15 protein-coding genes, 2 tRNA genes and 2 rRNA genes are annotated in these 20,436 nt (G+C 60.0%); 13 read left to right on the top strand and 6 right to left on the bottom strand.

From position 1 onward, the window contains the following. Nucleotides 1-136 precede the first annotated feature (136 nt). From HSX14_RS26220 to HSX14_RS26205, 4 genes are all read right to left on the bottom strand, one after another. Nucleotides 137-937, bottom strand: a complete 801-nt coding sequence (locus HSX14_RS26220) for a cyclic nucleotide-binding domain-containing protein (protein ID WP_021219294.1) — start codon at nt 935-937, stop codon at nt 137-139. 105 nt (nt 938-1,042) lie between these two features. After that, entirely contained in the window at nt 1,043-1,315 is a 273-nt protein-coding gene (locus tag HSX14_RS26215) for a TfoX/Sxy family protein (RefSeq protein ID WP_111260119.1), read from the bottom strand. A gap of 243 nt (nt 1,316-1,558) precedes the next feature. Next, nucleotides 1,559-1,906 (bottom strand): pentapeptide repeat-containing protein, encoded by a 348-nt coding sequence (locus HSX14_RS26210; protein WP_111260118.1) that lies wholly within the window; start codon nt 1,904-1,906, stop codon nt 1,559-1,561. 84 nt (nt 1,907-1,990) lie between these two features. Beyond that, complete coding sequence (locus HSX14_RS26205; RefSeq protein WP_173179226.1) at nt 1,991-3,550, bottom strand: bifunctional aminoglycoside phosphotransferase/ATP-binding protein; 1,560 nt, start codon at nt 3,548-3,550, stop codon at nt 1,991-1,993. A gap of 116 nt (nt 3,551-3,666) precedes the next feature. Between HSX14_RS26205 and mrcB the strand changes: the two genes are divergently transcribed. From mrcB to HSX14_RS26190, 3 genes are read left to right on the top strand one after another with little or no spacing between them, the layout of a single operon-like run. Further along, nucleotides 3,667-5,985 carry a penicillin-binding protein 1B gene (gene mrcB / locus HSX14_RS26200; protein WP_173179228.1) on the top strand — a complete coding sequence of 773 codons (2,319 nt, stop codon included), beginning with the start codon at nt 3,667-3,669 and terminating at the stop codon, nt 5,983-5,985. 16 nt (nt 5,986-6,001) lie between these two features. Continuing rightward, on the top strand, nt 6,002-6,730 hold the full coding sequence (locus HSX14_RS26195; protein ID WP_173179230.1) for a tetratricopeptide repeat protein: 729 nt from the start codon (nt 6,002-6,004) through the stop codon (nt 6,728-6,730). Then, complete coding sequence (locus HSX14_RS26190) at nt 6,730-7,050, top strand: YqcC family protein (protein WP_173179232.1); 321 nt, start codon at nt 6,730-6,732, stop codon at nt 7,048-7,050. Before HSX14_RS26195 ends, HSX14_RS26190 begins: the two co-directional genes overlap by 1 nt. Before the next feature lie 40 nt (nt 7,051-7,090). Here the strand turns inward: HSX14_RS26190 and HSX14_RS26185 are convergent, their stop codons facing one another. Further along, nucleotides 7,091-7,582, bottom strand: coding sequence for a DUF4124 domain-containing protein (locus tag HSX14_RS26185; RefSeq protein WP_173179233.1), 492 nt, complete (start codon nt 7,580-7,582; stop codon nt 7,091-7,093). Between the two features lie 409 nt (nt 7,583-7,991). Here HSX14_RS26185 and HSX14_RS26180 point away from each other — a divergent pair, with 409 nt between their 5' ends. Beyond that, nucleotides 7,992-9,716 (top strand): acetolactate synthase 3 large subunit, encoded by a 1,725-nt coding sequence (locus tag HSX14_RS26180; protein WP_173179235.1) that lies wholly within the window; start codon nt 7,992-7,994, stop codon nt 9,714-9,716. A gap of 2 nt (nt 9,717-9,718) precedes the next feature. Beyond that, nucleotides 9,719-10,210 (top strand): acetolactate synthase small subunit, encoded by a 492-nt coding sequence (gene ilvN / locus HSX14_RS26175; protein ID WP_173179236.1) that lies wholly within the window; start codon nt 9,719-9,721, stop codon nt 10,208-10,210. A gap of 50 nt (nt 10,211-10,260) precedes the next feature. On the opposite strand, the gene ilvY is transcribed toward ilvN, so the two are convergent. Beyond that, a complete protein-coding gene (gene ilvY / locus HSX14_RS26170; RefSeq protein ID WP_173179238.1) occupies nt 10,261-11,142 on the bottom strand; it encodes an HTH-type transcriptional activator IlvY in 882 nt (293 codons plus the stop codon). A 124-nt stretch (nt 11,143-11,266) separates the two neighbouring features. Here ilvY and ilvC point away from each other — a divergent pair, with 124 nt between their 5' ends. From ilvC to HSX14_RS26130, 8 genes are all read left to right on the top strand, one after another. Beyond that, a complete protein-coding gene (ilvC, locus tag HSX14_RS26165) occupies nt 11,267-12,283 on the top strand; it encodes a ketol-acid reductoisomerase (protein WP_016494721.1) in 1,017 nt (338 codons plus the stop codon). Between the two features lie 153 nt (nt 12,284-12,436). Beyond that, entirely contained in the window at nt 12,437-13,252 is an 816-nt protein-coding gene (pssA, locus tag HSX14_RS26160) for a CDP-diacylglycerol--serine O-phosphatidyltransferase (protein WP_173179240.1), read from the top strand. A gap of 61 nt (nt 13,253-13,313) precedes the next feature. Then, nucleotides 13,314-14,321 carry a protein-methionine-sulfoxide reductase catalytic subunit MsrP gene (gene msrP, locus HSX14_RS26155; RefSeq protein ID WP_173179242.1) on the top strand — a complete coding sequence of 336 codons (1,008 nt, stop codon included), beginning with the start codon at nt 13,314-13,316 and terminating at the stop codon, nt 14,319-14,321. Beyond that, complete coding sequence (gene msrQ, locus HSX14_RS26150; RefSeq protein WP_173179244.1) at nt 14,321-14,947, top strand: protein-methionine-sulfoxide reductase heme-binding subunit MsrQ; 627 nt, start codon at nt 14,321-14,323, stop codon at nt 14,945-14,947. Before msrP ends, msrQ begins: the two co-directional genes overlap by 1 nt. Nucleotides 14,948-15,486: 539 nt before the next feature. Beyond that, a 16S ribosomal RNA gene (locus HSX14_RS26145) occupies nt 15,487-17,023 on the top strand. A 95-nt stretch (nt 17,024-17,118) separates the two neighbouring features. Further along, a tRNA-Ile gene (locus HSX14_RS26140) sits at nt 17,119-17,195 on the top strand. Between the two features lie 27 nt (nt 17,196-17,222). Beyond that, nucleotides 17,223-17,298: transfer RNA gene (locus HSX14_RS26135), tRNA-Ala, on the top strand. 234 nt (nt 17,299-17,532) lie between these two features. After that, a 23S ribosomal RNA gene (locus HSX14_RS26130) occupies nt 17,533-20,424 on the top strand. The 16S and 23S rRNA genes sit together here with 2 tRNA genes alongside, the layout of an rRNA operon. Nucleotides 20,425-20,436 lie beyond the last annotated feature (12 nt).

The following is a 20,436-nucleotide window of genomic DNA, read 5'->3' as shown; positions in this document are numbered from 1 at the left end:
GACCAGTTGCGGTAATAATAACAATTCTCATTTCACTGTCAACGCTTTCTGCGAATTATTTTCATCTCGCCCGTCGAGGTGGTCTGTAAAGCACAAACCCCGGCACTTGGCCGGGGTTTGTGTTGGGGGGCGGAGGTCACTCCGCCGGCTTGGCCAGGCGTTGCTGGGTGACTTCCTTGTTCAGCAGGTCGATGCGGCGGGCCATGCTCTCGATCAGGCTGTGGGCGATGCGCGGGTTGCTCTGCATCAGGCTGAGGAACTGGTCCTTGGGGATCACCATCACGGTACAGGGCTCGCTGGCGACCACGGTGGCGCTGCGCTTCTCGCGGGTGAACACCGCCATGGCACCGAAGATCTCGTCCTTCTGCACGTCACCGACCTTCTGCCCGTCGACGAAGGCTTCGGCGTGCCCTTCGATGATGATGAACACGTGGTCGGCTTCGTCGCCCTGGTGGATCAGCTCCTCGCCGGCGGCGAAGTGCTGGAAGCCGGTGGCGGGGCGGATCTCGGGTTGCTTGAGGCGAGCGAGTGCGTCGGAGAGCAGGGCGGTGTGGCCGATCAGGTACTGGATGAACAGCTCCTGGCCCTTCTCGCTGCCGTAGATGTGCTTGAACACGTCACCACGGGCGTAGGGGACCAGGCTCAGCGGCTCGTCGCTGCGATAGCGGCAGCTGGGCAGCTCGATGCCCTGGCGCAGGCCGACCAGGTCGCCCTCCTGGAGGTAGAACAGCGGGCGTTCGTCGACCAGCGCATGCAGCAGGCCGTTCTCGATGAGGAACAGCTGGTTGCCGGGCAGCACCTTGGCCAGGTCCTCCACCGCATCGAGGCGCAGCGGCGGGCCCGAGGGCTCGAGCCCATCGAGCAGCTGGCCGGGAATGCTTTGCAGTCGGTTGATCAGCTGGTCGGCGTAAGCAGGTTGCTCCCCGAGTAGGTACATGACAGTAATTCCTTGAACTGGCTGGGCGGCTTGGACGCACGAACGTCCCTGAAACAATAGGGCGCATCGCCATCGCAGTAAATCCTATCTCGCCCAGGTTGTGAGCTAGCTCTTGTTGTTGGGTGGCAATGCGTCCAGCTGCCCGTTCAGTTCCGCCTTGTGCCCGGGCGAGAGGTCGTTCCAGTGCACGTCCAGCAGGGCGCCTTCTATGGCGTAGAGCAGCACCTTGGACGCGCGGAACCCGCGGGCGCGGACGGCGCGGTAGGCGCCCACCGCACCGAGGCGGCGCAGGTCGGAGGCGCTGTGGATGCCCACCGCGTGCAGCCACTGTGCCGAGGTCTTGCCGAGGTTCTTCAGGTGTTGCAGTTCGTCGTTCATCCAGCCTCCTTGCGATGGTGGGGCGCGAAGGATCATTCCCGGTCGATTCGAGCAAGTGTAGCGGCCATCTGATACTGCGTAGCCGGGTGACTGCCTCCCTGCCCGGCGCCAATCGCGGCTTGCCCCTGCCTTCGGTTTCCTGCGGAGCTTGCGCCCGGGTATCAGCGTAGACGCCATCCGTGCGGGCGCGACCCGCCGGGGGCCGATCCTCGGTCGGGTGAGGCCCGCAGCCGGTGCGGGGCGCTATTTGTGGGTGTTGTAGCGCAGGCGGGTGCCGAAGTTCACCGACATGAGGATTTCGTCGGCCGCCAGTTCGGTGGGGAAGTAGGCGCCGGATATCTGCGCGTGGGCGAGGCTGGCGCCTTCGAGACTGGCCTCGCGCAGGTCCAGGCCTCGCAGGTCGGAGCCCCGGAAGTAGGCACCGGTGAAGTCGATGCGTGCGGCGTCGAGGCCTCGCAGGTCGAGGCCGCGGAAATCGCCCGAGGCCATGTCGACCGGGCCTTCCTTGGGCTTCTGTGCATTGAAGCCGGCCACATCGTCATTGTGCAGCAGGCGGTAGAGGGGGTTGTCGAGCTGGTGGGGGGCTGTCATCGCTACTCATCCGGTGAGAGTTCACCGGGAGTATAGAAGCCGCGGCGAGCACTGCCCGCCGCGCTGAGGGGGAGACGCGGCCGATCAGAGGCCGGGCAGGTGCTGGCGAATGCGCTCGACCAGGCTGTCGAGGCTGCTGGCATCGTGGGTGTCGATGCGCTTGCTGTGGGTCTGTTCCTCGGCGGTCAGGGCTTCGCGGCTCGCCTGCTGGGCATGCACCACCTCCAGCGTGGCGTCGGAGGGATCGCCCCCTTGCAGTTTGCGCTGCTCCAGCCAGCCGGCGATGACGGCATCGGGGGCCTGGCAGTCGAGGATGACGACCGGGGTGCCGACCTGTTCGGCGACGTCCTGCGCAGCCTGGCGCTGGGCCTGCTTGAGGTAGGCGGCGTCGATCACCACCGGGAAGCCGGCGTGCAGGACGGTTTCCGCCAGCTGGTGCAGGTGCTGGTAGGTGCGGGCGGTCGCCTCGGCGCTGTAGATACCGCTGTAGAGGTCGTTCTGTTCGCCCTGCTGCTGGCCGAACAGGCGCTTGCGCTCGACGTCGGAGCGCAGGCGGATGGCGCCGAGGGCCTCCACCAGGCGCAGGGCGACATGGCTCTTGCCGACGGCGGAAACACCGTGGGTGATGGCGAGGAAGCGCGAGGGGATGGCGCTGTAGCTTTCCGCCAGGTTGGCGTAGTTGCGGTACTGGCGCAGGGTGGCGGCCTGCTGCACGGCGTCGCTCTGGTGCGCCAGGCTGAACAGGGCGATCTTGGCGCGGACCAGGGCGCGGTAGGCCTTGTAGAAGTTCAGCACTTCCAGGCCCTTGTAGTCGCCGGTCTCTTCCAGGTAGCGGCTGATCAGGCGACGGGACAGCGACTTGAGGCCGCGATCCTCGAGGTCCATGGCCAGGAAGCCGATGTCGGCGTAGACGTCGGTGAAGCGGAAGGGCTCGTTGAATTCGATGCAGTCGAACAGCACCACTTCGCCGTCGATCAGGGTGGCGTTACCCAGGTGGATGTCACCGTGGCATTCGCGGATCGAACCGTTGTTCTTGCGCTCGGACAGCAGCGGCAGCAGGCGCTCGTAGCTGCTCCGGGCCCAGGCTTCCAGCGCGTCGAGCTGTTGCAGGTCGGCCTTGTTGCTGAGCATCGGGCGGATCTGGTCGAAGTTCTGCTGCACCGGCGCCATGACCATTTCCGGGGTGCCCAGCGGGTGCTCGACGGCGACCTGGGGGGACTGCAGGTGGAACTGGGCGATCTGCACCGCGAGGGCGTCGATGTGCGCCGGGGTCAGTTCGCCGCGTGCCTGGACCTCGCTCAGCAGGTTGGCCTGGGGGAACTGCGCCATGCGGATGGCGAACTCGATGGCGGGGCCTTCGCCGCCCAGTCGCGGGGCCGCCTCGCTGCCGGTGATGGGCAGGACGTCGAGGTACAGGTCATGGGTGAGGCGCTGGTTGAGGCGCACTTCTTCACCGCAGAAGCGCTCGCGGGCTTCCAGGCTGGTGAAGTCGAGGAAGCCGAAGTTAACCGGCTTCTTGATCTTGTAGGCATAGGGGCCGGTGAGCAGGACCCAGGAAATGTGCGTTTCGATGACCGTGAAGCCTTCCACAGGATGCGGGTAAAGGGCGGGGTCTTGCAGGGCGGCAATCAGTGCTTGGCTCACGGTCTTTCCTTGCTGGAGATGCTGGCAGAGCGGGGCATTATGGCCGCTGTGCACCACTCTGCAAACCGTCAGGAGGCGCCTTCTGGCTGTGGACAAAGTGCGTATAATGCGCCGCCATGACCCGTTCCCGATCCCCCCGCTCCCGTAAAAAGCCCCGCTCCAGCGGCCTCCGTACCCTATTTGGCTGGGGCTTGAAGCTCGGCCTCGTGGGGCTGGTGGTGCTGGCGGGATTCGCCATCTACCTGGATGCCATCGTCCAGGAGAAATTCTCCGGCAAGCGCTGGACGGTTCCGGCCAAGGTCTATGCACGGCCGCTGGAATTGTTCGTGGGCCTGAAGCTGGCCAAGGATGATTTCCTCAAGGAACTCGATGCGCTGGGCTACCGCCGTGAAAGCGCCGCCAATGGCCCGGGTTCGGCGTCCGTTGCGGGCAGCGCCGTGGAACTCAACACCCGTGGCTTCCAGTTCTACGAAGGCCCCGAGCCTGCGCAGCGGATCAAGGTGCGCTTCTCCGGTGACTACGTGGCCGGCCTGACCCAGGCCAACGGTGGCAACCTGGCCGTGGCACGCCTCGAGCCGTTGCTGATCGGCGGTCTCTACCCCGCCCACCACGAGGACCGTGTGCTGATCAAGCTGGACCAGGTCCCTGCCTACCTGGTGGAGACGCTGGTGGCGGTGGAGGATCGCGAGTTCTTCAACCATTGGGGTGTCTCGCTCAAGTCCATCGCCCGTGCCATCTGGGTCAACGCCACTGCCGGCCAGCTGCGCCAGGGCGGCAGTACCCTGACCCAGCAGTTGGTGAAGAACTTCTACCTGACCAACGAACGCAGCATCAGCCGCAAGGCCACCGAAGCCATGATGGCGGTGCTGCTGGAGCTGCACTACGACAAGCGCGAGATCCTCGAGGCCTACCTCAACGAGGTGTTCCTCGGCCAGGACGGCCAGCGCGCCGTGCACGGCTTCGGGCTCGCCAGCCAGTACTTCTTCAGCCAGCCGCTGTCCGAGCTGAAGCTGCATCAGGTCGCGCTGCTGGTGGGCATGGTCAAGGGGCCGTCCCAGTACAACCCGCGTCGTAATCCCGAGCGCGCGCTGGAGCGCCGCAACCTGGTGCTGGACCTGCTCGCCGAACAGGGCATCGTCACGCCGGAAGAGGCGGCCGAGGCCAAGGCCAAGCCGCTGGGCGTGACCCAGCGCGGCAGCCTGGCGGACAGCTCGTTCCCCGCGTTCCTCGACCTGGTCAAGCGCCAGCTGCGCCAGGATTACCGCGATGAAGACCTCACCGAAGAGGGGCTGCGCATCTTCACCAGCTTCGACCCGATCCTGCAGCTGAAGGCCGAATCCGCGCTCGACGAGACGTTCAAGCGCCTGGCTGGCCGCAAGGGGGTCGAGGAGGTCGAGTCCGCGATGGTGGTGAGCAACCCGGAAACGGGTGAGGTCCAGGCGCTGGTGGGCAGTCGTCAGCCGCGCTTCGCCGGCTTCAACCGCGCGATCGACGCCGTGCGCCCGATCGGTTCGCTGGTCAAGCCCGCGGTGTATCTCACCGCCCTGGAGCGCCCCAGCCAGTACACGCTGACCAGCTGGGTGCAGGACGAGCCCTTCTCGGTGAAGGGGCAGGACGGCCAGGTGTGGACGCCGCAGAACTATGACCGCCAGGCGCACGGCAGCATCTACCTGTATCAGGGGCTCGCCAACTCCTACAACCTGTCGACCGCCAAACTGGGTCTGGAACTGGGCGTGCCGAACGTGCTCAAAACCCTCGAACGGCTGGGTGTTTCACGCGAGTGGCCGGCCTTCCCGTCGATGCTGCTCGGTGCTGGTGCGCTGAGCCCGATGGAAGTGGCGACCATGTACCAGACGCTGGCCAGCGGGGGGTTCAATACGCCCTTGCGCGGGATTCGCAGTGTGCTGACCGCCGAAGGCGAGCCGCTCAAGCGCTACCCCTTCCAGATCCAGCAGCGCTTCGATCCGGGCGCCATTTACCTGGTGCAGAACGCCATGCAGCGGGTAATGCGCGAGGGGACCGGGCGCTCGGTGTATACCCAGCTGCCCAGCTCGCTGAACCTGGCCGGGAAGACCGGGACCACCAACGATTCCCGTGACAGCTGGTTCGCCGGCTTCAGCCAGGATCTGCTGGCTGTCGTATGGCTCGGCCGTGACGACAATGGCAAGACGCCGCTCACCGGCGCCACCGGTGCGTTGCAGGTGTGGACGAGCTTCATGCGCAAGGCCGATCCGCTGCCCCTGGACATGCCGATGCCGGATAACGTGGTGCAGGCGTGGATCGATCCGCACAGTGGCCAGGGCTCGGATTCCAGCTGCCCGGGTGCGGTGCAGATGCCGTATATTCGCGGCAGCGAGCCGGCGCCGGGCCAGCCATGTGGAATGGGTGCGCCAGTGGACTCGGTGATGGACTGGGTCCGTGGCTGGATGCAATGAACCAAGAGGATCTGATGTGAATAAAGGGTGGATTCCTGTCCTGACCGTTGCGGTCATGCTGACCGGCTGTGCGACTCCCCAGCGAAACGCCATTCCGGTGGTCGATTCCGGTGGCCCGATGTCCGAACAGGAAGAGGGCGCCGGCGGCGGATACCGTGCCCCGGTCGCCGCACAGCAGCCGCAGTACGACGCCCAGGATGCTGGCGTGGTGGTGATGGTGCCGGGTGCCAGTGGCAGTTCCGCCCAGGCGATGCCCGCCCCCAGCGCGCCCATCAGCGGTTCGATCAGCACCGGCCCCATCACGCCCGGCCCGATCATTCCGGGGGCTTCGAGTTCCGCGCCGCTTTCCACCGGCAGCTACAGCATGCCCTCCGCGCCGAGCGGTATCCCCAGCAGCGGCAGCCTCGCGGCCGACGAGCAACTGGATGGCCCGGTCCTGGCGTTGCTGACCACCGCCCAGCAACAGCAGAGTGGCGGTGATCTCAACGGTGCCTCTTCCAGCCTGGAGCGTGCCCAGCGCATCGCGCCTCGTGAGCCGCAGGTGCTCTATCGCCTCGCCGAGGTGCGCCTGGCCCAGGGTGATGCCGCCCAGGCCGAGCAGCTTGCCCGCCGTGGTCTCAGCCTTTCGAATGGTCGCCCTGCATTGCAGGCTGGCCTGTGGGAGCTGGTCGCCAAGTCCCGTGAGCGCCAGGGCGATCCGTCAGGTGCCGCCCAGGCACGCCAGCGGGCCAAGGTCAGTTCCTGATGGATCCGCGCCTTTCCGATGTGGCCGATCAATTGCTGCTGATCGAGCGTGAGTTGCGTGTGCTCGGTTGGTGGGCGGAGGTGCCTCCGAGCGAGGAGGCGCTTTCCAGCCAGGAGCCGTTCTGCGTCGATACGCTGGCCTTCGAGCAGTGGCTGCAGTGGATTTTCCTGCCGCGGATGAAGCTCATCCTGGAGTCGGGGCGTGATCTGCCGCAAGCGTCGGGCATTCGCCCCATGGCCGAGATGGCCTATCGCGAGCGCCCCGTCGAGGTGCGTTCGTTGCTGGATGCGCTGGGTGAGTTCGATCGTTTGATCGGATGAGGTGTCGCTGCGGCGTTGGGTGCGCCGCAGCAATCTTCGGTCAGTTGCAGTTTTCGTCTATCGCCTTCTTGGCTTCAGCGATCTTGGCCTGCCGCTCTTCCTCGGACAGGCGACGTATTTGGCCCCCTTCCTCTACTCGCAGGCGCGGGTTGTTCTGCAGCTGCGCGAGATTGGTGCGCGTGGTGTCGCAGTACTTCTTGCGCTCGGCTTCCTGCTTGGCGACGTCGGCCTTGACCTTCTCGTCGATGGCCTTCTGTTTCTCGTCGCTGCCGGCGTTCGCCGGGGCGGCCGGCTTGGCGGGCTCGGCCTTTTCCTCGGCCTTCGGCTGGACGGGGTAGGGGTTCTCGAAACTGGGTTTCACTTCCTTGGGTTGCGCAGTGCCGGTGCTGATCGACTTGGCGTCCTGGCCCTGCGGCGGCTGGGCACCGAAGTGGGTGACACCCTGCGCGTCCACCCATTTGTAGACCTGGCTGGCCATGGCGGAACTGCCCAGGGCGAGCAGCAGGCTGCCCGTGAGAATGATGCGACGCATGCTATTTCCTTGTGATCGATCGTGACCTGGCAATTACTATAACCAAAACCCGCCTATCGTCATCCTGCTGCGTGTCACAGCCCCGTGATCGAAGAAACACGCACGGATTGCTTGACTTGTCCCTCTCCAATCCGAAGAATCCACGGTTCGCTGTGTCAGTGGGCCGGCCGCAAGTCGGTAGCTGCCATAGTCGATGAGGTGCATACCCGCGCCGACCTGTTACACCCGCAACGCGTTACCTCGCGCTGGGTGGGAAAGCCCCGCAACAACTCTCAGGGGCCGCCCCGATGCTTGCTCAGTCAGTAGCTGACGTAGTCCGACTACCCGTCGTTCACGTGACTACTTGCAAGCAAACCTATTCAGGCCGTCCGGTCGCGGGCGGTTTACTGGCGTTATAGAGGTGATCAACGTGGAGCTTTTATCTGGCGCTGAAATGGTCGTCCGCTCGTTGCGTGACGAAGGCGTTAAGTACATCTACGGGTACCCGGGTGGTGCCCTCCTGCATATCTACGATGCCCTGTTCAAGGAAAGTGACGTCACCCATATCCTGGTGCGCCACGAGCAGGCTGCTACCCACATGGCCGACGGCTACGCGCGTGCCACCGGCAAGCCCGGCGTGGTGCTGGTGACTTCCGGCCCTGGCGCGACCAACGCCATCACCGGCATCGCCACTGCCTACATGGACTCCATCCCCATGGTCGTGCTGTCCGGCCAGGTGCCGAGCGGCATGGTGGGCACAGACGCCTTCCAGGAAACCGACATGGTCGGTATCTCCCGTCCGATCGTGAAGCACAGCTTCATCATCAAGCATCCTTCGGAAATCCCCGAAGTGATCAAGAAGGCCTTCTATCTCGCCCAATCCGGCCGCCCCGGCCCGGTCGTGGTCGATATTCCCAAGGACATGGGCGATCCGACCCAGAAGTTCGAGTACAGCTACCCGAAGAAGGTCAAGCTGCGCTCCTACAGTCCCGCCGTTCGCGGTCACTCCGGCCAGATTCGCAAGGCGGCCGAGATGCTGCTGGCTGCCAAGCGTCCGATCCTGTACGCCGGTGGCGGCGTGATCATGGGCGGTGCTTCCGAGCCGCTGACCGAACTGGCCAAGATGCTCAATGTGCCGGTGACCAATACGCTGATGGGCCTCGGTGCCTATCCTGGGATGGATCGCCAGTTCGTCGGCATGCTCGGCATGCACGGCAGCTACACCGCCAACCTGGCGATGCACCACGCCGACGTGATCCTGGCTGTAGGCGCACGTTTCGACGATCGCGTGATCAACGGCGCGAGCAAGTTCTGCCCGAACGCCAAGATCATCCACATCGATATCGACCCGGCTTCGATCTCCAAGACCATCAAGGCCGACATCCCGATCGTAGGGCCGGTGGACAGCGTTCTCACCGAGATGGTCGCCATCCTCAAGGAAATCGGCGAGACCCCGAACAAGGAGACTGTCGCCAGCTGGTGGAAGCAGATCGAGGAATGGCGCGGTGATCGTGGCCTGTTCCCCTATGAAATGGGCGACGGCAGCATCATCAAGCCGCAAACCGTCATCGAGACGCTGTGCGAAGTCACCAAGGGCGATGCTTACGTGGCGTCCGACGTGGGCCAGCACCAGATGTTCGCCGCGCAGTACTACCGCTTCAACAAGCCCAATCGCTGGATCAACTCCGGCGGCCTCGGCACCATGGGCTTCGGCTTCCCCGCCGCCATGGGCGTGAAGCTCAACTTCCCGGATGCCGACGTGGCGTGCGTGACCGGTGAAGGCAGCATCCAGATGAACATCCAGGAGCTGTCCACCTGCCTGCAGTACGACTTGCCGGTGAAGATCGTCAACCTCAACAACGGCGCGTTGGGCATGGTCCGCCAATGGCAGGACATGCAGTACAACAGCCGTTATTCGCACTCCTACATGGAGTCGCTGCCGGACTTCGTCAAGCTGGTTGAAGCCTATGGCCACGTTGGCATGCGCATCACCGACCTGAAGGATCTGAAGCCGAAGATGGAAGAAGCGTTCGCGCTGAAGAATCGCCTGGTGTTCCTCGATATCCAGGTCGATCCGAGCGAACACGTCTACCCGATGCAGATCCGGGATGGCGCCATGCGCGATATGTGGCTGAGCAAGACGGAGCGGACCTGAACATGCGACACATCATTTCCCTGTTGCTGGAGAACGAACCCGGTGCGCTGTCCCGTGTCGTCGGCCTGTTCTCCCAACGCAACTACAACATCGAAAGCCTGACCGTCGCGCCCACCGAGGATCCGACCCTGTCGCGTCTGACGCTGACCACCGTTGGCCAGGACGAGGTGATCGAGCAGATCACCAAGAACCTCAACAAGCTGATCGAAGTGGTCAAACTGGTGAACCTGTCGGAGAGCGCTCACATCGAGCGTGAACTGATGCTGGTGAAAGTGAAGGCCACCGGCGCCCAGCGCGCCGAGGTCAAGCGCACCACCGACATCTTCCGTGGGCAGATCGTCGATGTGACCAGTAGCGTCTACACCATCCAGCTGGCCGGTACCTCCGACAAGCTGGACAGCTTCATCCAGGCGATTGGCACTGCATCGATCCTCGAGACCGTACGCAGTGGCGTGACCGGCATCGCCCGGGGCGACAAGGTGCTGAGCATCTGATTGCTGCCCAGTGAAAACCCCGCCTGGTGCGGGGTTTTTTATTGCCTGGGTTACTGGCGGCGATTCCAGAAGGCTGCGATCAGTGGGTCCTTCAGGCGCTTTTCCAGGGCGAACAGGCCGATGTCATAGGCGGTCAGTGGCGGCTGGATGTCATAGATGCGGATGCGCGCTGTCAGGGGGCTGTTGTCGAGCACGATCTGCGGAACCACGCCGATGCCGAACCCCAGGCTCACCATGCTGACGATGGCTTCGTTGCCGGCCACTTGCGCATAGATCCGCGGCTTGATGCTGTGGCTTTTCAGCCAGCGCTCGGTGCGGGTACGCGCCAGGCCTTCTTCCGAGAGGATCATCGGCACGTCTTTCCAGCTCTGCGCCGTGGGCTCCTTCAGCTGCTCCTCCGTCAGTAATTGAGGAGATTGGGGGCCGATGAAGCGCAGTTCCGAGCGGGTGATCGACTGGAAGTCGACGCCGGCTGGCAGGTTATCGGGGCGGGCGCCGATGGCGAGGTCCTCCAGCCCCTGTTGCACCCGCTCGACCGCCTTTGCGGGGTCGCCGGTGTGCAGCTTCATTTCGATGCGAGGGTAGTCCTGGCGGAAGCTGCTGAGGATGTCGTAGAGGAAGCTGTAGCTTGCGGTCACCGAGCAATACAGGGAGAGCTCGCCGTGCAGGTCGGCCTGATCCTGCATGAAGCGCTGGCGGATGGCTTGCCAGCCGCTGAGTACTTCACTCGCGTATTCGCGGAACTGTTGCCCTTCGCGGGTCAGTTGGACCGAGCGATTGTCGCGAACGAACAGCGGCGCGCCGACCTCGTCTTCGAGTTGCTTGATGCTTCGGCTGAGCGCGGAGGGGCTGACGTGCTGCTCGCGGCTGGTCTTGCCGAAGTGCAGGTTGTCTGCCAATGAAAGAAATAGCCTGAGTGCGTGGCTGTCCATGAGTGTTTCGAATATCGGCACATGACGTTGCGAATATATCATTTTACGCAATGGGACGGATCGCTTAATGTGGCTCCGTCGCGGTGTGCGCACCCATCCCTTTCGTTTTAGAAGAGCCAGGAACATGAAAGTTTATTACGACAAAGACTGTGACCTCTCGATCATCCAGGGCAAGAAAGTAGCCATCATCGGCTACGGCTCCCAGGGTCACGCTCATGCCTGCAACCTGAAGGATTCCGGTGTCGACGTGACCGTCGGCCTGCGTCCGGGCTCCGCCACCGTCGCCAAGGCCCAGGCCCATGGCCTGACCGTGAAGAGCGTGCCGGAAGCCGTTGCCGCCGCTGACCTGGTCATGATCCTGACCCCCGACGAATTCCAGTCCAAGCTGTACAAGGAAGAAGTCGAGCCGAACCTGAAGAAAGGCGCCACCCTGGCCTTCGCTCACGGCTTTGCCATCCACTACAACCAGGTCGTACCGCGTGCCGACCTCGACGTGATCATGATTGCGCCGAAGGCCCCGGGCCACACCGTACGTTCCGAATTCGTCAAGGGCGGCGGTATCCCTGACCTGGTCGCCATCTACCAGGACGCTTCCGGCAATGCCAAGAACGTCGCCCTGTCCTACGCCTGCGGCGTTGGCGGCGGCCGTACCGGCATCATCGAAACCACCTTCAAGGACGAGACCGAAACCGACCTGTTCGGTGAGCAAGCCGTTCTCTGCGGTGGTTGCGTCGAGTTGGTGAAAGCCGGTTTCGAAACCCTAGTCGAAGCTGGCTATGCGCCGGAAATGGCCTACTTCGAGTGCCTGCACGAGCTGAAACTGATCGTCGACCTCATGTACGAAGGCGGTATCGCCAACATGAACTACTCGATCTCCAACAACGCCGAGTACGGTGAGTACGTGACCGGCCCGGAAGTCATCAACGCCGAGTCCCGTCAGGCCATGCGCAACGCTCTGAAGCGCATCCAGGACGGCGAGTACGCGAAGATGTTCATTCAGGAAGGTGCTTCGAACTACGCGTCGATGACCGCCTACCGCCGCAACAACGCTGCTCACCCGATCGAGCAGGTTGGCGAGCGTCTGCGAGCGATGATGCCGTGGATCTCCGCCAACAAGATCGTCGACAAGACCAAGAACTGAGGTCTTCGACGCTCGAGAAAAAACGCGGCTACGGCCGCGTTTTTTCATGGCGCTCCCGCTTCTGGTATAAAGCCTGATCACCGGGGACGTGACGCGAACCTGCCAGTTGCATCCCGGTCAAATTCATTCGCATACCCCGCAAGGATGTCGTTCATGAGTGACCGTCCCGAAGAGCCGAACGAGGCTCCTGACGCCGAAAGCCTGCTGCCGATCGACGAGCATGTCGAAGAGGGGCACGATGATGAAGGGCGAAAGGTCCGTCATCGTGGCATCTACCTGCTGCCCAACCTGTTCACCACCGCGAACCTGTTTGCCGGTTTCTACGCGATCATCAACGCCATGAACGGCAACTTCTCGGTCGCTGCAGCCACCATTTTCGTTGCCATGGTGCTCGATAGCCTCGATGGTCGTGTCGCGCGCCTGACCAACACCCAGAGCGCCTTCGGTGCCGAGTACGACTCGCTCTCCGACATGGTCGCCTTCGGCGTTGCCCCGGCTCTGCTGGCGTTCGAGTGGGCCTTGAGCGGGCTCAACAGCGTAGGTTTGACCGTGGCATTCATCTATGTGGCCGGGGCCGCGCTGCGCCTCGCGCGTTTCAACACCCAGATCGGCAAGGCCGACAAACGCTATTTCATCGGGCTGGCCAGTCCGGCTGCCGCTGGAGTGGTTGCGGGAACCGTATGGGCGTTCAGCGACTTCGGCATCAAGGGTTCGAACATGTCTTTCATCGTTGCGCTGCTGGTAGCGGCCGCAGGCATGTTGATGGTCAGCAACGTCAAGTACTACAGCTTCAAGGACCTGGACCTGAAGGGGCGCGTACCGTTCGTGGCCATCCTGGTCGTGGTGCTGGCGTTCGCAGTGGTCTTCAGTGATCCGCCGCGTATCCTGTTGCTGATCTTCCTCGCTTACGCAGCGTCCGGCCCGGTGCAATACTTGCTGCAACTGCGTCGCCGCCAACGCGTCGAGTGATGTAATTTCCGCACGGCTCCGCAGTCTATTGGGCAACCCATGCCGTAACTGTGGAGCCGTCATGCTGATCCGAATTCCCGCCGCGTCCTCTTCTCGCGAGGACGAAGTCACTCCTGAAGCCATCTACCTGTCTCGCCGGACCTTCATGGCGGGAGCTGGTGCTGCCGCTGTGCTGTCATCCCTGCCCGTCAATGCCGCAGGCTCTACATCAGCCTATGCCGATGTAGAGCCTGCGGCTGCACCTGACTGGTTCACGGGCAAGTTGCAGGATGCGCGCTGGCAAGCCATGACTGCTGCAGGCGAGGCGGTGACGCCGTTCAAGGATGCGACCCACTACAACAACTTCTATGAGTTCGGTACCAACAAGGGGGACCCGGCCCGCTATGCCGACAAGCTCAAGGTCGAGCCCTGGCAGGTGAAGATCGATGGCGAGGTCGGCAAGCCTGGCACCTACTCGATAGAAGACCTGGTTAAGCCCCATCAGTTGGAGGAGCGTATATACCGGCTGCGTTGTGTGGAGGGGTGGTCGATGGTCATTCCCTGGCTGGGCTTTCCCCTGGCCGAACTGCTGCGGCTCGTGGAGCCGACCGGGAATGCGAAGTTCGTGCGCTTCGAGACGCGCTTGGCTCCAGAGGAAATGGCCGGCGTGCGCTCCGGGTTCTCGCTGATCGATTGGCCTTATATGGAAGGGCTGCGCATGGATGAAGCGATGCATCCCCTCACCTTTATAGCCGTGGGCATGTATGGGCGGGTCTTGCCCAACCAGAACGGTGCGCCCCTGCGTCTTGTCGTGCCCTGGAAGTATGGGTTCAAGAGCATCAAGTCCATCGTGCGCATCAGTCTTGTGGCCGATCAGCCCAAGACAACCTGGGAGACTATCGCCCCTGACGAATACGGCTTCTATTCCAACGTGAATCCGGAAGTGGACCATCCCCGTTGGAGCCAGGCGCATGAGCGTCGCCTCCCCAGTGGCCTGTTCAGCCCCAATGTGATCCCGACACGCATGTTCAATGGCTATGACGAGGTCGCACCTCTGTATAGCGGTCTCGACCTTCGGAAGTTCTACTGATGCGTTATCGGTTGTGGCGTGTCGTGGTTTTCCTGTCGGCGATGGTTCCGCCTTCCCTGTGGCTTTACCAAGCCTGGATCTTCGATCTGGGGCCTGATCCGGGGAAGGCTCTGGTCGATCAACTTGGTCTGGGGGCGCTTTGGCTGCTATTCATCACGCTAGGTATGACCCCGTTGCAGAAACTGACGGGGTGGGGCGGCTGGATTGCAGTGCGCCGGCAGTTGGGGCTTTGGTGCTTTACCTATGCAGTTCTACATATCAGTGCCTACGCGGTGTTTCTGCTTGGGCTGGACCTGGGTCAGTTGACGAAGGATCTGAGCAAGCGCCCCTACGTTATTGTCGGTGCACTGGCCTTCACAATGTTGCTTACGCTGGCCGTGACGTCGAACCGCTTCAGCATTCGTCGACTTGGCAAGCGCTGGAAGCTATTGCATCGGCTCATTTATCCGATCCTTGGGCTGGCCTTGCTGCATATGCTTTGGGTCGTACGCGCGGACATGGCGGAATGGGCCGGCTATGCAATCGCTGGAGGTATTCTCCTGGCGCTTCGGATGCCGATGGTTTCGAGGAGGCTTCCGCGCCTGTTCTCGGGCCCTACAGACAAGATGACGAAAAGATTTCAATAAAGTGTTGACGTGCCGTTTCGTATCCCTATAATGCGCACCACTTCCACAGCGGAATCCAAGAAAAATCTCTTGTAAATCAAAAGGTTAAGTAATTGGAGGGTGGTCAGGCCAAGGTTTGATCGGTGCGGTGGAAGGGTGGTGCCAGGCTGGTTAAGGCATCGCCAGTTTCGCTCGGATGACTCCGGAAGAAACTGAAAAAGAGGTGTTGACAGCGAGTTTGAACGCTGTAGAATTCGCCTCCCGCTGATGTGAAGCGAAAGAATCACTGAAGCGCAAGTTGTTGAGTAGAAAGAAAAAATTCTTCGAAAAACAGCTTGACAGAAAGAAAGGCTGCTGTAGAATGCGCGGCCTCGGTTGAGACGAAAGACTTGATCGAAATTGCTCTTTAACAACTTGAATCAAGCAATTCGTGTGGGTGCTTGTGATGTAAGACTGATAGTCGACTGATTATCAGCAACACAAGTAACACTCGTGAATTCGAGAGTTTATTTGCGATTGCTGAGCCAGGTTTAGGGTTTTCTCAAAACCCAAGCAGTATTGAACTGAAGAGTTTGATCATGGCTCAGATTGAACGCTGGCGGCAGGCCTAACACATGCAAGTCGAGCGGATGAGTGGAGCTTGCTCCATGATTCAGCGGCGGACGGGTGAGTAATGCCTAGGAATCTGCCTGGTAGTGGGGGACAACGTTTCGAAAGGAACGCTAATACCGCATACGTCCTACGGGAGAAAGCAGGGGACCTTCGGGCCTTGCGCTATCAGATGAGCCTAGGTCGGATTAGCTAGTTGGTGAGGTAAAGGCTCACCAAGGCGACGATCCGTAACTGGTCTGAGAGGATGATCAGTCACACTGGAACTGAGACACGGTCCAGACTCCTACGGGAGGCAGCAGTGGGGAATATTGGACAATGGGCGAAAGCCTGATCCAGCCATGCCGCGTGTGTGAAGAAGGTCTTCGGATTGTAAAGCACTTTAAGTTGGGAGGAAGGGCAGTAAGCTAATACCTTGCTGTTTTGACGTTACCGACAGAATAAGCACCGGCTAACTTCGTGCCAGCAGCCGCGGTAATACGAAGGGTGCAAGCGTTAATCGGAATTACTGGGCGTAAAGCGCGCGTAGGTGGTTCAGCAAGTTGGATGTGAAAGCCCCGGGCTCAACCTGGGAACTGCATCCAAAACTACTGAGCTAGAGTACGGTAGAGGGTGGTGGAATTTCCTGTGTAGCGGTGAAATGCGTAGATATAGGAAGGAACACCAGTGGCGAAGGCGACCACCTGGACTGATACTGACACTGAGGTGCGAAAGCGTGGGGAGCAAACAGGATTAGATACCCTGGTAGTCCACGCCGTAAACGATGTCGACTAGCCGTTGGGATCCTTGAGATCTTAGTGGCGCAGCTAACGCGATAAGTCGACCGCCTGGGGAGTACGGCCGCAAGGTTAAAACTCAAATGAATTGACGGGGGCCCGCACAAGCGGTGGAGCATGTGGTTTAATTCGAAGCAACGCGAAGAACCTTACCTGGCCTTGACATGCTGAGAACTTTCCAGAGATGGATTGGTGCCTTCGGGAACTCAGACACAGGTGCTGCATGGCTGTCGTCAGCTCGTGTCGTGAGATGTTGGGTTAAGTCCCGTAACGAGCGCAACCCTTGTCCTTAGTTACCAGCACGTTATGGTGGGCACTCTAAGGAGACTGCCGGTGACAAACCGGAGGAAGGTGGGGATGACGTCAAGTCATCATGGCCCTTACGGCCAGGGCTACACACGTGCTACAATGGTCGGTACAAAGGGTTGCCAAGCCGCGAGGTGGAGCTAATCCCATAAAACCGATCGTAGTCCGGATCGCAGTCTGCAACTCGACTGCGTGAAGTCGGAATCGCTAGTAATCGTGAATCAGAATGTCACGGTGAATACGTTCCCGGGCCTTGTACACACCGCCCGTCACACCATGGGAGTGGGTTGCTCCAGAAGTAGCTAGTCTAACCGCAAGGGGGACGGTTACCACGGAGTGATTCATGACTGGGGTGAAGTCGTAACAAGGTAGCCGTAGGGGAACCTGCGGCTGGATCACCTCCTTAATCGAAGACATCAGCTTCTTCATAAGCTCCCACACGAATTGCTTGATTCACTTGCGAAAAGCGATTGGGTTGTTAGACCCGAGAGTAAGACGATTGGGTCTGTAGCTCAGTTGGTTAGAGCGCACCCCTGATAAGGGTGAGGTCGGCAGTTCGAATCTGCCCAGACCCACCAATTGTCATGGGCGTGGCAGGTCTTCGAGGGGCCATAGCTCAGCTGGGAGAGCGCCTGCTTTGCACGCAGGAGGTCAGGAGTTCGATCCTCCTTGGCTCCACCATCCACTCTGAAATCGCTGAAAGCTCAGAAATGAGTGCCTTGAGAATGGCATTGATTTCTGGTCTTTGCGCCAGAACCGTTCTTTAAAAATTTGGGTATGTGATAGAAGTAGACTGATTAATCTCTTTCACTGGTGATTAATCAAGTCAAGGTAAAATTTGCGAGTTCAAGCGCGAATTTTCGGCGAATGTCGTCTTCACGTTAGAGACAATAACCAGATTGCTTGGGGTTATATGGTCAAGTGAAGAAGCGCATACGGTGGATGCCTTGGCAGTCAGAGGCGATGAAAGACGTGGTAGCCTGCGATAAGCTTCGGGGAGTCGGCAAACAGACTTTGATCCGGAGATCTCTGAATGGGGGAACCCACCTAGGATAACCTAGGTATCTTGTACTGAATCCATAGGTGCAAGAGGCGAACCAGGGGAACTGAAACATCTAAGTACCCTGAGGAACAGAAATCAACCGAGATTCCCTTAGTAGTGGCGAGCGAACGGGGACTAGCCCTTAAGCTTCTTTGATTTTAGCGGAACGCTCTGGAAAGTGCGGCCATAGTGGGTGATAGCCCTGTACGCGAAAGGATCTTAGAAGTGAAATCGAGTAGGACGGAGCACGAGAAACTTTGTCTGAATATGGGGGGACCATCCTCCAAGGCTAAATACTACTGACTGACCGATAGTGAACCAGTACCGTGAGGGAAAGGCGAAAAGAACCCCGGAGAGGGGAGTGAAATAGAACCTGAAACCGTATGCGTACAAGCAGTGGGAGCCCACTTTGTTGGGTGACTGCGTACCTTTTGTATAATGGGTCAGCGACTTATTTTCAGTGGCGAGCTTAACCGAATAGGGGAGGCGTAGCGAAAGCGAGTCTTAATAGGGCGTCTAGTCGCTGGGAATAGACCCGAAACCGGGCGATCTATCCATGGGCAGGTTGAAGGTTAGGTAACACTGACTGGAGGACCGAACCGACTACCGTTGAAAAGTTAGCGGATGACCTGTGGATCGGAGTGAAAGGCTAATCAAGCTCGGAGATAGCTGGTTCTCCTCGAAAGCTATTTAGGTAGCGCCTCATGTATCACTGTAGGGGGTAGAGCACTGTTTCGGCTAGGGGGTCATCCCGACTTACCAAACCGATGCAAACTCCGAATACCTACAAGTGCCGAGCATGGGAGACACACGGCGGGTGCTAACGTCCGTCGTGAAAAGGGAAACAACCCAGACCGTCAGCTAAGGTCCCAAAGTTATGGTTAAGTGGGAAACGATGTGGGAAGGCTTAGACAGCTAGGAGGTTGGCTTAGAAGCAGCCACCCTTTAAAGAAAGCGTAATAGCTCACTAGTCGAGTCGGCCTGCGCGGAAGATGTAACGGGGCTCAAACCATACACCGAAGCTACGGGTATCACGTAAGTGATGCGGTAGAGGAGCGTTCTGTAAGCCTGTGAAGGTGAGTTGAGAAGCTTGCTGGAGGTATCAGAAGTGCGAATGCTGACATGAGTAACGACAATGCGAGTGAAAAACTCGCACGCCGAAAGACCAAGGGTTCCTGCGCAACGTTAATCGACGCAGGGTTAGTCGGTCCCTAAGGCGAGGCTGAAGAGCGTAGTCGATGGGAAACAGGTTAATATTCCTGTACTTCTAGTTACTGCGATGGAGGGACGGAGAAGGCTAGGCCAGCTTGGCGTTGGTTGTCCAAGTTTAAGGTGGTAGGCAGAGTGCTTAGGTAAATCCGGGCGCTTAATGCTGAGAGCTGATGACGAGTCGTCTTTTAGACGATGAAGTGGTTGATGCCATGCTTCCAGGAAAAGCTTCTAAGCTTCAGGTAACTAGGAACCGTACCCCAAACCGACACAGGTGGTTGGGTAGAGAATACCAAGGCGCTTGAGAGAACTCGGGTGAAGGAACTAGGCAAAATGGCACCGTAACTTCGGGAGAAGGTGCGCCGGTGAGGGTGAAGGACTTGCTCCGTAAGCCCATGCCGGTCGAAGATACCAGGCCGCTGCGACTGTTTATTAAAAACACAGCACTCTGCAAACACGAAAGTGGACGTATAGGGTGTGACGCCTGCCCGGTGCCGGAAGGTTAATTGATGGGGTTAGCGCAAGCGAAGCTCTTGATCGAAGCCCCGGTAAACGGCGGCCGTAACTATAACGGTCCTAAGGTAGCGAAATTCCTTGTCGGGTAAGTTCCGACCTGCACGAATGGCGTAACGATGGCGGCGCTGTCTCCACCCGAGACTCAGTGAAATTGAAATCGCTGTGAAGATGCAGTGTATCCGCGGCTAGACGGAAAGACCCCGTGAACCTTTACTGTAGCTTTGCACTGGACTTTGAGCCTGCTTGTGTAGGATAGGTGGGAGGCTTTGAAGCGTGGACGCCAGTCTGCGTGGAGCCATCCTTGAAATACCACCCTGGCATGCTTGAGGTTCTAACTCTGGTCCGTCATCCGGATCGAGGACAGTGTATGGTGGGCAGTTTGACTGGGGCGGTCTCCTCCTAAAGAGTAACGGAGGAGTACGAAGGTGCGCTCAGACCGGTCGGAAATCGGTCGTAGAGTATAAAGGCAAAAGCGCGCTTGACTGCGAGACAGACACGTCGAGCAGGTACGAAAGTAGGTCTTAGTGATCCGGTGGTTCTGTATGGAAGGGCCATCGCTCAACGGATAAAAGGTACTCCGGGGATAACAGGCTGATACCGCCCAAGAGTTCATATCGACGGCGGTGTTTGGCACCTCGATGTCGGCTCATCACATCCTGGGGCTGAAGCCGGTCCCAAGGGTATGGCTGTTCGCCATTTAAAGTGGTACGCGAGCTGGGTTTAGAACGTCGTGAGACAGTTCGGTCCCTATCTGCCGTGGACGTTTGAGATTTGAGAGGGGCTGCTCCTAGTACGAGAGGACCGGAGTGGACGAACCTCTGGTGTTCCGGTTGTCACGCCAGTGGCATTGCCGGGTAGCTACGTTCGGAAGAGATAACCGCTGAAAGCATCTAAGCGGGAAACTCGCCTCAAGATGAGATCTCACTGGGATCTTGAATCCCCTAAAGGGCCGTCGAAGACTACGACGTTGATAGGTTGGGTGTGTAAGCGCTGTGAGGCGTTGAGCTAACCAATACTAATTGCCCGTGAGGCTTGACCATATAACACCCAAA

The organism is Pseudomonas tohonis, assembly GCF_012767755.2.
Classification (GTDB): domain Bacteria; phylum Pseudomonadota; class Gammaproteobacteria; order Pseudomonadales; family Pseudomonadaceae; genus Metapseudomonas; species Metapseudomonas tohonis.
The sequence above is the reverse complement of the archived record's forward strand: the minus strand, read 5'-3'. Positions and strand labels throughout refer to the sequence as shown.

Bases quoted from the DNA above. Each gene is read 5' to 3' on its own strand.
- HSX14_RS26215 (WP_111260119.1), bottom strand. From the start codon at position 1,315: ATGAACGACGAACTGCAACACCTGAAGAACCTCGGCAAGACCTCGGCA.
- HSX14_RS26220 (WP_021219294.1), bottom strand. From the start codon at position 937: ATGTACCTACTCGGGGAGCAACCTGCTTACGCCGACCAGCTGATCAAC.
- msrP (WP_173179242.1), top strand. From the start codon at position 13,314: ATGCTGATCCGAATTCCCGCCGCGTCCTCTTCTCGCGAGGACGAAGTC.
- HSX14_RS26210 (WP_111260118.1), bottom strand. From the start codon at position 1,906: ATGACAGCCCCCCACCAGCTCGACAACCCCCTCTACCGCCTGCTGCAC.
- mrcB (WP_173179228.1), top strand. From the start codon at position 3,667: ATGACCCGTTCCCGATCCCCCCGCTCCCGTAAAAAGCCCCGCTCCAGC.
- ilvY (WP_173179238.1), bottom strand. From the start codon at position 11,142: ATGGACAGCCACGCACTCAGGCTATTTCTTTCATTGGCAGACAACCTG.
- pssA (WP_173179240.1), top strand. From the start codon at position 12,437: ATGAGTGACCGTCCCGAAGAGCCGAACGAGGCTCCTGACGCCGAAAGC.
- HSX14_RS26185 (WP_173179233.1), bottom strand. From the start codon at position 7,582: ATGCGTCGCATCATTCTCACGGGCAGCCTGCTGCTCGCCCTGGGCAGT.
- msrQ (WP_173179244.1), top strand. From the start codon at position 14,321: ATGCGTTATCGGTTGTGGCGTGTCGTGGTTTTCCTGTCGGCGATGGTT.
- HSX14_RS26190 (WP_173179232.1), top strand. From the start codon at position 6,730: ATGGATCCGCGCCTTTCCGATGTGGCCGATCAATTGCTGCTGATCGAG.
- ilvN (WP_173179236.1), top strand. From the start codon at position 9,719: ATGCGACACATCATTTCCCTGTTGCTGGAGAACGAACCCGGTGCGCTG.
- ilvC (WP_016494721.1), top strand. From the start codon at position 11,267: ATGAAAGTTTATTACGACAAAGACTGTGACCTCTCGATCATCCAGGGC.